The sequence below is a fragment of the Streptomyces sp. Root1304 genome (assembly GCF_001426405.1).
GTDB lineage: Bacteria > Actinomycetota > Actinomycetes > Streptomycetales > Streptomycetaceae > Streptomyces.
On record NZ_LMEP01000023.1, the window covers coordinates 303386 to 316100 of the forward strand.

At 72.7% G+C, this 12715-nt stretch carries 10 protein-coding genes; all 10 read left to right on the forward strand.

The features are described 5' to 3' along the window. The first annotated feature begins 17 nt into the window (after positions 1 to 17). The 10 genes from ASD33_RS23560 (at position 18) to ASD33_RS23605 (ending at position 12698) form a co-directional block, all read left to right on the forward strand. Positions 18 to 1058, forward strand: coding sequence for an endo-1,4-beta-xylanase (locus ASD33_RS23560; RefSeq protein ID WP_056563970.1), 1041 nt, complete (start codon positions 18 to 20; stop codon positions 1056 to 1058). After that, positions 1055 to 2101: a Gfo/Idh/MocA family oxidoreductase gene (locus tag ASD33_RS23565; RefSeq protein ID WP_056563973.1), complete on the forward strand. Its 1047-nt coding sequence runs from the start codon at positions 1055 to 1057 to the stop codon at positions 2099 to 2101. Before ASD33_RS23560 ends, ASD33_RS23565 begins: the two co-directional genes overlap by 4 nt. Next, the gene (locus ASD33_RS23570; RefSeq protein ID WP_056563977.1) at positions 2098 to 2958 is read left to right on the forward strand and encodes a PmoA family protein; all 861 of its coding nucleotides are present in this window, start codon (positions 2098 to 2100) and stop codon (positions 2956 to 2958) included. The genes ASD33_RS23565 and ASD33_RS23570 overlap by 4 nt, the downstream gene beginning before the upstream one ends. Continuing rightward, positions 2952 to 3671, forward strand: coding sequence for a cupin domain-containing protein (locus ASD33_RS23575; RefSeq protein WP_056563980.1), 720 nt, complete (start codon positions 2952 to 2954; stop codon positions 3669 to 3671). The genes ASD33_RS23570 and ASD33_RS23575 overlap by 7 nt, the downstream gene beginning before the upstream one ends. After that, positions 3668 to 5146, forward strand: coding sequence for a non-reducing end alpha-L-arabinofuranosidase family hydrolase (locus ASD33_RS23580; RefSeq protein WP_056563983.1), 1479 nt, complete (start codon positions 3668 to 3670; stop codon positions 5144 to 5146). Before ASD33_RS23575 ends, ASD33_RS23580 begins: the two co-directional genes overlap by 4 nt. A gap of 176 nt (positions 5147 to 5322) precedes the next feature. Then, entirely contained in the window at positions 5323 to 6192 is an 870-nt protein-coding gene (locus tag ASD33_RS23585; RefSeq protein WP_056563986.1) for an oxygenase MpaB family protein, read from the forward strand. Positions 6193 to 6219: 27 nt separating this feature from the next. After that, positions 6220 to 8538: a serine/threonine-protein kinase gene (locus ASD33_RS23590; protein WP_056563989.1), complete on the forward strand. Its 2319-nt coding sequence runs from the start codon at positions 6220 to 6222 to the stop codon at positions 8536 to 8538. A 44-nt stretch (positions 8539 to 8582) separates the two neighbouring features. Continuing rightward, positions 8583 to 10163, forward strand: a complete 1581-nt coding sequence (locus ASD33_RS23595; protein WP_056563992.1) for an NAD(P)/FAD-dependent oxidoreductase — start codon at positions 8583 to 8585, stop codon at positions 10161 to 10163. A 297-nt stretch (positions 10164 to 10460) separates the two neighbouring features. Next, complete coding sequence (gene tdh / locus ASD33_RS23600; RefSeq protein ID WP_056563995.1) at positions 10461 to 11495, forward strand: L-threonine 3-dehydrogenase; 1035 nt, start codon at positions 10461 to 10463, stop codon at positions 11493 to 11495. Positions 11496 to 11498: 3 nt separating this feature from the next. Next, on the forward strand, positions 11499 to 12698 hold the full coding sequence (locus ASD33_RS23605) for a glycine C-acetyltransferase (RefSeq protein ID WP_056563997.1): 1200 nt from the start codon (positions 11499 to 11501) through the stop codon (positions 12696 to 12698). The last annotated feature ends 17 nt before the right edge of the window (positions 12699 to 12715 follow it).

The following is a 12715-nucleotide window of genomic DNA, read 5'->3' on the forward strand; positions in this document are numbered from 1 at the left end:
CACCCGAGGAGTCACCCATGCCCCTGTACCGGCACCTCGTCGCCCTGTCGGCTGCCGTCTGCGTCGCGGCCGGTCTCGCCGCCGCCCCGGCGACCGCCGCGCCCCGCCCCAGGACGCTCGCCGAACTCGCCGAGAAGCACCACAAGTACTTCGGCTCGGCCACCGACAACCCCGAGTTCACCGACGCCGCCTACCTGAAGCTCCTCGGCAGCGAGTTCGGGCAGACCACCCCCGGCAACGCCATGAAGTGGTACGCCACCGAGCCCGAGCCCGGCGTCTTCGACTTCACCGCCGGCGACGAGGTCATGGCCCTCGCCACGGCCCACCACCAGAAGGTCCGCGGCCACACCCTCGTCTGGCACAGCCAGCTCCCCGCCTGGCTCACCGAGCGCAGCTGGACCGCCGAAGAGCTGCGCGCCGTCCTCAAGAACCACATCCAGACGGTGGCCCGGCACTACAAGGGCAAGGTCATCCACTGGGACGTCGTCAACGAGGCCCTCAACGAGGACGGCACCTACCGCGAGTCGGTCTTCTACAGGACGCTCGGCCCCGGCTACATCGCCGACGCCCTCCGCTGGGCCCACGAGATCGACCCGCACGCCAAGCTGTACCTCAACGACTACAACGTCGACGGCATCAACGCCAAGAGCGACGCCTACTACACGCTCATCAAGCAGCTGAAGGCCGACGGCGTCCCCGTCGAGGGCTTCGGCCTCCAGGGCCACCTGGCGCTCCAGTACGGCTACCCCGCCGGCATCAAGGAGAACATCCAGCGCTTCGCCGGCCTCGGGGTCGACGTCGCGGTCACCGAACTCGACATCCGGATGGAACTCCCCGCGACCCCGGCGAAGCTCGCCACCCAGGCCACTTGGTACGCCGACTACGTCAAGGCCTGTCTGGACGTCAAGAGGTGCGTCGGCGTCACCGTCTGGGACTACACGGACAAGTACTCGTGGATCCCCGGGGTCTTCCCGAAGGAGGGCGCCGCGCTGCCCTACGACGAGAACCTTCAGCCCAAGCCCGCCTACCGCGCGCTCAGGAAGGTGCTCGGCGGATGATCAGGACGGCGATCGTCGGGACGGGCGGGATCGCGGGCATCTGCCACGTCCCCGCCCTCCGGGCGCAGGCGCACCGCGCCGAGATCGTGGCGGCCGTCGACGTGGACGCCGTGCGCGCCGAGGCCTTCGCGGCCGAGCACGGCATCCCCGCCGTCTACACCGACCTGGGCACGATGCTCGGCGAGCAGCGCCCGGACGTCGTGCACCTGTGCACGCCGCCCTTCCTGCATGTCGAACAGGCCGTGGCCTGCCTGGAGTCGGGGGCGTGGGTGTGGTGCGAGAAGCCGGTGGCCCTGTCGCTGGCCGAGCTCGACCGGATCCACGCCGCCGAGGGCGCCGCGGCCGTGGGCGCGGTGTTCCAGCACCGGTACGGCTCGGGAGCCCGGTATCTCCGCGAGCTGATCGCCGCCGGGACCCTGGGCCGCCCGCTCGTCGCGCAGTGCGTCACGGCCTGGTTCCGCGACGACGCGTACTACGACGTGCCGTGGCGCGGCACCTGGCGCAGCGAGGGCGGCGGCCCGACCCTCGGCCACGGCATCCACCAGATGGACCTGATGCTCGCGGTGCTCGGCCCCTGGGCCGAGGTCCGGGCGATGGCGGGCCGCCTCGCACGCGACGTCGAGACCGAGGACGTCTCCACGGCTCTCGTCCGCTTCGAGAACGGAGCCCTCGCCACGGTCGTCAACAGTGTGCTCTCCCCGCGCGAGGAGAGCTACCTGCGGTTCGACCTCACCGACGCCACCGTCGAACTGCGGCACCTGTACGGCTACTCCAACGCGGACTGGACGTTCACCGGCAGGACGCCCGCCGTGAAGTGGGAGCCGCCGGACGACCTGCCCAGCTCGCACACCGCCCAGCTCGCCGCGTTCCTGGACGGGTACGAGGCCGGCATCGGGCCCGATCTCGGCCGACCCACCACGGAGTTGGTCACCGCCCTGTACAAGGCCGCGATCACCGGCCGGCCCGTTCTGCGCGGAGAGATCGACGCCGCCGACCCGTTCCACGCCTCGCTCCACGGAGGGCGACCGGAGGTGTTCCGATGACGTTCCGACTCCTCCGCGACGAGGACGCGCTGACCGTACGGGCGCGGGGCACCGACCTCTTCCGGTACGTGCACCGGCCGGTCATGGACCCCTTCGAGGCGCCCAAGCCGTACCTGCACCCGGTGCGCACGCTCGCCGGCCGGGTGGTCACCGGATACCGGCCGCACGACCACCGCTGGCACAAGGGCGTCCAGTTCACGGCGTCCTGGCTGTCCGGCCAGAACTTCTGGGGCGGCGGCACCTATCTGCGCGGCCGGGGCTACGTCGACCTGCCGAACCTCGGCACGATGCGCAGCCTCGCCGTATCCGCCGAGACGGCTCACGACCGGGCCGTCGTCACCGAGGACCTCGCCTGGCACACGGCGGCGGGGGAGCGCTGGATCGACGAACGCCGCACGCTGACCGCGCGCGACATCGAGGCCGACTCCTGGACCCTGGAGGTCACCACCGAACTGACCAACGTCCACGACACCGAGCTGGTGTTCGGCAGCCCGGGCACCCAGGGCAGGGAACTCGCCGGATACTCCGGCCTGTTCTGGCGCGGCCCGCGCGCGTTCACCGGCGGCGACGTGATCGGCCCCGGCATGGGCGAGCAGGGCGACTGGCTCGCCTTCATCGGCACCCACGACGAGGTCGACCACGCCTCCACCCTGCTGTTCCTGGACGACCCGGACAACCCCTGCCACTGGTTCGTCCGCAGCGAGCCCCTCCCCGCGGTCAACCCGTCCCTGGCGTTCGACGAGGAACTGCCGCTGGCCCCGGGCGACACCCTGTCGCGCCGGTACCGGATCGTCGTGGCCGACGGCGCGTGGGACCTCGCGCGCCTGACCCGGCACGTCGGGGAACACCCATGGTGACCCCGCTCCCCGGCGGCGTGGGAATCTCCGGGCTGAGGGTGTACGACCAGGAGGCCGCCGACGGCCTGTGCGGCGGAACCCCCCACATGCACCTCGTCTGTTCCGAGGCGTACGTCGTCCTCGGCGGCCGGGGCAGCGTCCAGACCCTCACCACCTCCGGATACGCCGACACACCGCTGCGCCCCGGCGACGTCGTCCGCTTCACCCCGGGGACGATCCACCGCCTCGTCAACGGCGGCGGCCTGCGTCTCGTGGTCCTCATGCAGAACAGCGGCCTCCCCGAAGCCGGCGACGCCGTCTTCACCTTTCCCGCCGCCGTCCTGGCCGATCCCGACGCCTACCGGGCGGCGGCGAGCCTGACCGGCGACCACGCCGCGGCGGCGCTCCGCCGCCTCGACCTGGCGCTCAAGGGGTTCCTGACCCTGCGCGACGAGGGGCAGCTGCGGGAGTTCCACGTCGCGGCCCACCGACTGAAACGCGAACTCCTCGACGAGTGGGAGGCGCGCTGGCGCGCCGGCGCCCTGGCGGCGGCCGAGGAGACCGGCAGACAGCTCGACCGGCTGAAGGCCGGAGACCTCTCCCACCTCGACCACGGCGCCGTGGTGCGGCTGGAACGCCCGGAGGAACCGCTCTTCGGCATGTGCGGCCTCCTCCAGCCGTACACCGTCCCCGCTCACCCCCACCCCTCTCCCCCGAAGGAGTCGTTCCGATGAGATTGCGCCGCCCACCCCTGGTCCTGAGTCTCGTCCTGGCCGTCCTGTCGTCCCTGCTGTTCGGGGCCACGCTGGCGACGGCCCCGCCGGCCGCCGCGGCCACCGTCGACACCAGCGCCTGGTACGTACTCGTCAACCGCAACAGCGGCAAGGCCCTGGACGTCTACAACCTGGCGACCGGCGACGGCGCCCGGATCACCCAGTGGACGAGGAACGACCAGAACCAGCAGCAATGGCAGTTCGTCGCCTCCGGCGACGGCTACTACCGCGTCAAGTCCCGCCACTCCGGCAAGGTCCTGGACGTCCAGAACAGCTCCACCGCCAACGGCGGCGCGATCGTCCAGTGGGCCGACGTGAACGGCACCAACCAGCAGTGGCGCCTGGCCGACAGCGCGGACGGCCACGTCAGGCTCGTCGCCCGCCACAGCGGCAAGGCCCTCGAAGTCCAGGGCGCCTCCACCGCCGACGGCGCGAACGTCGTCCAGTACGACGACTGGGGCGGCGCCAACCAGCAGTGGCAGCTCGTCAAGGTCGCCGGCGGCGGCACCCCCGGCACCTGCGCCCTGCCCTCGACGTACCGCTGGTCGTCATCGGGCCCCCTGGCGCAGCCCAAGGCGGGATGGGCGTCGCTCAAGGACTTCACCGTCGCCCCGTACAACGGCAAGCACCTCGTCTACGCGACCACGCACGGCACCACGGCATCGGGAGCGGGCTGGGGCTCGATGAACTTCACCCCCTTCACCGACTGGTCGCAGATGGCCTCCACCGGCCAGAACGCCATGACGAACTCCGTCGTCGCGCCCACGCTCTTCTACTTCGCGCCGAAGAACATCTGGGTGCTCGCCCACCAGTGGGGCAGGACCGCCTTCTCCTACCGGACGTCGACCGACCCCACCAACCCGAACGGCTGGTCGGCGGAGCAGGAGCTCTTCTCCGGAAGCATCGCCGGCTCGGGAACGGGCCCCATCGACCAAACACTCATCGGCGACGGGACGAACATGTACCTGTTCTTCGCCGGTGACAACGGCAAGATCTACCGGGCGAGCATGCCGATCGGGAACTTCCCGGGCAGCTTCGGCTCGTCGTACACGACGGTCATGAGCGACACGGAGAAGAACCTCTTCGAGGCCCCCCAGGTCTACAAGGTCAAGGACCGGAACCAGTACCTCATGATCGTCGAGGCCCGGGGCGCGAACGAGCAGCGCTACTTCCGCTCGTTCACGGCCACCAGCCTCAACGGCTCGTGGACGCCGCAGGCCGCGACCGAGAGCAACCCCTTCGCGGGGAAGGCCAACAGCGGCGCCACCTGGACCGACGACATCAGCCACGGCGAACTGATCCGCGCCGGCGCCGACCAGACCTTCACGATCGACCCCTGCGACCTGAGGTTCCTCTACCAGGGTCGTGATCCCGACTCCGGCGGTGACTACGGCCAGTGGGCCTACCGCCCGGGTCTGCTGACGCTCCAGCGCTGACGGCCCGGCGGGCTCGGTGACACCCGAGCCCGCCGGGGTGCGCGGGCCGGGGCCGGGTTTCAGTCGGGCCCGGCGGGCGCCCGCAGTCCGGCCTCGCTCCCGCCACGGCCCTGGACGGGACCATGTCGCGTCGGCCGCCCCCGGCGTAGCCTGAACGTCGCGAGGGAGGAATCGTCATGAGGCAGGACGTCGATCCCGGGCTCTTCGGGCCCCGTTCCGTGACCTGGCAGCTGCACAGCGATCCCGTCATGTGGATCGCGGGCGTGCGGGCCCTCTGGCTGCAGGCGCTGCACCCCGTCGCCGTGCGCGGAGTCATGATCAACAGCAGTTTCCGCGCCGACCCCTGGGGGCGGCTCATGCGGACCGCGAACTTCGTCGGGACCCTGAGCTACGGGACCACCGAAGCCGCGGAGGCGGCCGGCGCGCGGGTGCGGGGGATCCACCGGCGGCTGGGCGTGGACGATCCCGCGCTGCTCCTCTGGGTGCACTGCGCCGAGACCGACTCCTACCTCGCCGTCGCACGGCGCTCCGGCATCCCGCTGAGCGACGACCGGGCCGACCGGTACGTCGACGAGCACCGGACCTCGGCCCGGCTCGTCGGGCTCGACCCGGCGGACGTTCCCGGGTCCGTCGCCGAACTCGCCGCCTACTTCGACTCCGTGCGCCCCCAGCTCGCCGCGGGCCCCGACGCCCGTACCGTCGAGGACTTCCTGCGCCGCCCGCCCGTCGAACCCGCGCTCGTACCGGCGCGCGAGGTGATCTGGCGGCGCGTGACGGCACTCGCGTACGACACTCTGCCTCCCTACGCCCACGCCCTCTACGGCCGGCCCGCCCCGCCGCCCGAGGCCGTCACCCACCGGCTCGTCGCCACCGCCAACCTCCTCCGCTGCGTCCCCGCCCGGCTGCGCTGGCGGCTGCCGCCCCGGCACATCCTCCGCGCCATGGACCGGCTCGGCCCGGAGACCCGGCCCGACCCCTACGCGTACCCCGCCCCGTACCCACTGTCCGAGCGGGCGTCCATACTGGAGGGGCCGGGGAAGGCATAGGGAATTCGACGGGGGCGACAGCACACGATGGGGGACTCCAGACTCATTCAGGGCCGGTACCGCCTGCACGAGGTCATCGGCCGCGGCGGTATGGGCGAGGTGTGGCGCGCCACCGACGAGGCACTCGGGCGGGGCGTCGCCGTGAAGTGCCTCAAGCCGATCGGACCGCAGCAGGACCCCCAGGTCCTCACCGTGGTCCGTGAGCGCTTCCGGCGCGAGGCCCGGGTGGCCGCCGCGCTCCAGCACCGGGGCATCACCGTGGTCCACGACTTCGGCGAGTACGACGGGGTGCTGTTCCTCGTCATGGAACTCCTCGAGGGGCGCAACCTCAGCCAGCTCCTCACCGCCAACGCCCAGCACCCGCTGCCCGTCCACGACCTCGTCGAGATCGCCGACCAGGTGGCCGACGCCCTCGCCTACACGCACCACCAGGGCATCGTGCACCGCGACCTGAAGCCCGCGAACATCATGCGGCTCCGGGACGGGACGGTGAAGATCTGTGACTTCGGGATAGCGCGCCTCGGCACCGACATGGGGTTCACGTCCAAGCTCACCGGGACGGGCATCGCCATGGGCACGCCCCACTACATGTCGCCCGAGCAGATCGGCGGCGGCGAGGTCGACCACCGCAGCGACCTCTACTCGCTGGGCTGCGTCCTGTACGAGCTGGCCACCGGCGCCCCGCCGTTCGACCTCGGCGACTCCTGGGCGATCCTCATCGGGCACCGGGACACGGTGCCCAGTCCGCCGCGTGCCCACCGCGCCGAACTCCCCGACTACTTCGACCGGATCGTCGTCGATCTGCTCGCCAAGATGCCCGAGGAGCGGCCCGCCGACGCGGGCGACCTGCGCCGCCGCATCGTCTCCGGCCGGGTCTCCCCGACGCCCCTCGCGCCCATGGTCGTCCCCGGGCCCGGCCCCCTCGCGCCCCCACCCGCGCCCGCCTGGGCCCGGGGGATCACCGGCGGACACCGGCCCACGGACGCCGGGGCCGTGACGCGCCCGGTCGCCCACGACCCGACCGCGGCCGTGCTCACGACCGAATGGACCACCGCGGCCCCGTCGACCACCGGAACGGGAGCGGCCACCGGAACGGGGGTGACCGCCGGGACCGGAACTACCGCCGGGACCGGGGCGGCCGTCGCCACGGGGACCGCGTCGACCCCCGCCCCCGACCGGACCCCCGGCTCCACCCCCGCCCCCTCCGGCCCGCCCTCCGCCGAACTGGTCGCGGTGCTCGCCGGCCGGTACCGCGCGGGGATGGGCCTCGGACGCCTCGGCCGCTGGGACGAGGCCGAGTCCGTGCACCGGTCCGTCGCCGAGCACCGCACCGCCGCCCTGGGCGAGGACCACCCCGACACCCTGGCCAGCCACTACGAGGTCGGGTTCGCCCTCGCCCGCCTCGACCGCGCCGCCGACGCGCTGAGCGTCTTCGACCGCGTCGCCGCCACCCGCTCCCGCGTCCTGGGCGAGGACCACCCCGACACGCTGGCCGCCCGGCAGGAACAGGCGTACGCGCTCGGGCGCCTCGGCCGGCACCCCGAGGCGTACGAGGGGTACGTCACGGTGCTCGCCGCCCGTGAGCGGACCGTCGGGCCCGACCACCCCGACACCCTGCGCTGCCGCCACAACCTGGCGTTCACGCTCGGACGCCTCGGCCGCCTGGAGGAGTCGTACCGCACGGCCCAGGAGGTCGCGGAGGCGCGGGCCCGGCTGCTCGGCGCGGACCATCCCGACACCCTCCTGACCCTGCACGAGGTGGCGTACACCCTCGCGCGGCTCGGGCGCGGACAGGAGGCGCTCGACCGGTACCGCGCCCTGGCCGACGCGCGCGCCGCGACCCTGGGACCCGACCACCCGGACACTCTCGCCGCCCGCTACGAGACCGGAGTCTGCCTCGGCAGGATCGGCCAGGCCGCGGACGCCCTCGACGTCTGCCGGGACCTCGTCGCCGCCCGGACCCGCGCCCAGGGCGCCGACGGGCCCGAGACCCTGCGCGCCCGCCACGCCCTCGCCGTCAACCTCGGCCGGCTGGGCCGCTGGGCGGAGGCGCACGCCGAGTCCGAGGGCGTCCACGCCGACCGGACGCGGGTCCTCGGGCAGGACCACCCGGACACCCTCCTGAGCCGCCGGGAGACGGCCGTCGCCCTGGCGCGGCTCGGCCGTGAGGAAGAGGCCCTGGAGGCCCACCGCGCGATCGCCGAGGCCCGCACGCGTGTCCTCGGCCCGGCCCATCCCGACACCCTCGCCGCCCTCGACGACGAGGCCCACTGCCTGGAGCGCCTCGGCAGGCCGACCGAGGCGGCTGCCCTCCATCTGAAGGCGGCGATGTCGGTCGAACCCTGAGCCGAGGGGCTTCCCCGTCCGGCGGCCCCGTGTGAGCATGAGCCATGACCGACCCCGCGCCCGTCCCCGGACCGTCCGTCTCCACCTCCGCCGCCGCTTCCTCCTACGACGCGGTCGTCGTCGGCGGCGGCCACAACGGGCTCGTCGCCGCCGCCTATCTGGCGCGGGCCGGGTGGAGCGTGCTCGTTCTGGAGCGGCTCGGATCGACCGGCGGCGCGGCCGTGTCCACCCGCCCCTTCGCCGGGGTCGACGCCCGGCTCTCCCGGTACTCGTACCTCGTCTCGCTCCTCCCGGAGAAGATCGTGCGCGAGCTGGGGCTGCGCTTCGCCGTACGGAAGCGGTCCGTCTCCTCGTACACCCCGCACGGCGACGGCGGCCTCCTCGTCGGCGGCGGTCCCGACCGCACCCGCGCCTCCTTCGCCGCGCTCACCGGATCCGACCGCGCGTACGAGGCCTGGCAGGCGTTCTACGCCCGGACCGGCCGGGTCGCCCGCCGTGTCTTCCCCACCCTCACCGAGCCGCTGCCCACCCGTGACGCGCTCCGCGCCAGGGTGGACGACGCCGACACCTGGCGGATGCTCTTCGAAGAACCCCTCGGGGTCGCCGTCGAGCGGGAGTTCGCCGACGACCTCGTGCGGGGCGTCGTCCTCACCGACGCCCTCATCGGCACCTTCGCCGACGCCCACGACCCGACGCTCCTCCAGAACCGCTGCTTCCTCTACCACGTGATCGGCGGCGGCACCGGCGACTGGGACGTGCCCGTCGGCGGCATGGGCGCCCTCACCGACGCCCTCGCCGGGGCGGCCCGCACCGCAGGCGCCCACCTCCGCACCGGCCACGAGGTCACCCGGATCGAGACCGACGGGCACCGCGCCGCGGTCAGCTACCGCACCGCCGACGGAGAGGGCACCGTCGACGCCGGCCACGTCCTCGTCAACGCCTCCCCGACCGACCTCGCCGCCCTCCTCGGCGAGACGCCCCCGCCCGCCCCGGAAGGCGCCCAGCTCAAGGTCAACATGCTGCTGACCCGGCTGCCGAAACTGCGGGACCGGAGCGTCGACCCGCACGAGGCCTTCGCCGGAACCTTCCACATCGCGGAGGGGTACGGGCAGCTCGCCGCCGCCCACGCCGAGGCCGCGGCGGGACGGCTGCCCTCCGCGCCGCCCTCCGAGATCTACTGCCACTCCCTGACGGACCCCACGATCCTCGGCCCCGACCTGGCCGCCACGGGACACCACACGCTCACCCTGTTCGGTCTGCACACCCCCGCGCGGCTGTTCGCCGCCGACAACGACGGCACCCGAGCCGCGCTCCTGAAGGCGACCCTCGACCAGCTCGACGCCCATCTGGACGAGCCGATCACCGACTGCCTCGCCCTCGACACCGACGGGCGCCCCTGCATCGAGGCGAAGACCCCGCTCGACCTCGCACGCGAACTCCGCCTCCCCGGCGGCCACATCTTCCACCGGGACCTCTCCTTCCCGTACGCGGAGGAGGGCACGGGCCGGTGGGGCGTCGAGACCGGCCACGCCAACGTCCTGCTGTGCGGCGCGGGCGCCGTCCGGGGCGGGGGAGTGAGCGGCATCCCCGGCCACAACGCGGCGATGGCGGCCCTCGGCCGGTAGGACGACGCAGCCCGGCAGGCAGGACGGACGCAGCCCCTGGCCGACAGGACGACGCAGCCCCCGGCCGGCCAGGAGGCCACCGGCGGCGCGCGCCCCGCCGGCAGGGCGGCTCCCCGTGCGGACGCGTTGACGTCGCCGCGCCCCCGCCTGGGGTGTGAAGCTGATCTACGAGCGCGCTTAAGAAATCCTCGATGGACCGCGAGCGCTCCGTACGGGAGATTCTCTTCCAGGGATCTTGGGCGCACAGTCGTGCCCGCACCCCCACATCACAGGACACGCACGTCGGGAGCCGTTGCATTGAAGGCGCTGGTCAAGCTGAAGGCGGAGCCGGGACTCTGGCTCACGGACGTGCCCGAGCCGGAGACCGGCCCCGGGGACGTACTGATCAAGGTCAAGCGGACCGGTATCTGCGGGACCGACCTCCACATCCGCTCCTGGGACGGCTGGGCCCAGAAGACGATCACGACGCCGATGACCGTCGGCCACGAGTTCGTCGGCGAGGTCGTCTCCGTCGGCCGTGACGTCAGCGACATCGCCATCGGCGACCTGGTCAGCGGCGAGGGCCACCTCGTCTGCGGCAAGTGCCGCAACTGCCTGGCCGGCCGCCGCCACCTCTGCCGCGCCACGATCGGCCTCGGCGTCGGCCGCGACGGCGCCTTCGCCGAGTACGTGGCGCTGCCCGCGTCCAACGTGTGGGTGCACCGCGTCCCCGTCGACCTCGACGTCGCCGCGATCTTCGACCCGTTCGGCAACGCCGTGCACACGGCGCTCTCCTTCCCGCTCGTCGGCGAGGACGTCCTCGTCACCGGCGCGGGCCCGATCGGCATCATGGCCGCCGCCGTCGCCAAGCACGCCGGCGCCCGCAGCGTCATGATCACCGACGTCAGCGAGGAGCGTCTCGCCCTGGCGCGCAAGACGGGCGTCACGCTCGCCCTCAACGTCGCCGAGCAGACCATCGCCGACGGCCAGCGCACCCTCGGGCTCAAGGAGGGCTTCGACGTCGGCCTGGAGATGTCCGGCAACCCGCACGCGATGCGCGACATGGTCGCCAACATGACCAACGGCGGCAAGATCGCCATGCTGGGCCTGCCCAGCGAGGACTTCGCCGTCGACTGGGCGAAGATCGTCACCTCCATGATCACGGTCAAGGGCATCTACGGCCGTGAGATGTTCGAGACCTGGTACGCGATGTCCGTGCTCCTGGAGGGCGGCCTCGACCTCGCCCCCGTGATCACCGGACGGTACGCCCACACCGACTTCGAGGCCGCGTTCGACGACGCCGCCTCCGGCAAGAGCGGCAAGATCATCCTCGACTGGACCACGGGAGCCTGACCCATGTTCGATTCCGTACGCGACGACATCCGTGCCGCCCTCGAAGAGATCCGGCAGGCCGGGCTGCACAAGCCCGAGCGGGTCATCGGCACCCCCCAGTCCGCCACGGTCGAGGTCACGTCGGGCGGCCGCCCCGGCGAGGTGCTGAACTTCTGCGCCAACAACTACCTGGGCCTCGCCGACCACCCCGACGTGGTCGCCGCCGCCCACGAGGCGCTCGACCGCTGGGGCTACGGCATGGCGTCCGTCCGCTTCATCTGCGGGACCCAGGAGGTGCACAAGGAGCTGGAGGCGCGGCTGTCCTCCTTCCTCGGCCAGGAGGACACGATCCTCTACTCCTCCTGCTTCGACGCCAACGGCGGTGTCTTCGAGACGATCCTCGGCCCCGAGGACGCCGTCATCTCCGACGCCCTCAACCACGCCTCGATCATCGACGGCATCCGCCTCTCCAAGGCCCGCCGCTTCCGCTACGCCAACCGCGACATGGCCGACCTGGAGCAGCAGCTGAAGGAGGCCGCGGAGGGCGGCGCCCGGCGCAAGCTCATCGTCACCGACGGCGTCTTCTCCATGGACGGCTACGTCGCCCCGCTCGACGAGATCTGCGACCTGGCCGAGCGCTACGACGCCATGGTCATGGTCGACGACTCGCACGCGGTCGGCTTCGTCGGCCCCGGCGGGCGCGGCACGCCCGAGCTGCACGGTGTGATGGACCGCGTCGACATCATCACCGGCACCCTCGGCAAGGCCCTCGGCGGCGCCTCCGGCGGCTATGTCGCCGCCCGCGCCGAGATCGTCGCCCTGCTGCGCCAGCGCTCCCGCCCGTACCTCTTCTCGAACACCCTCGCCCCGGTGATCGCCGCCGCCTCCCTCAAGGTCCTCGACCTCCTGGAGTCCGCCGGCGACCTGCGCGACCGGCTGCGCGCCAACACCGAGCTGTTCCGGACCCGGATGACGGCGGAGGGCTTCGACATCCTTCCCGGCGACCACGCCATCGCCCCCGTGATGATCGGCGACGCGTCCGAGGCCGGCCGCATGGCCGAGCTGCTCCTGGAGCGCGGCGTGTACGTGATCGGCTTCTCGTACCCGGTCGTGCCGCAGGGCCAGGCCCGCATCCGCGTCCAGCTCTCCGCCGCCCACTCCACGGAGGACGTGAACCGGGCCGTGGACGCGTTCGTCGCGGCCCGCGCCGCGCTGAGCGCCTGAGCAACCGAGGCCCCGAG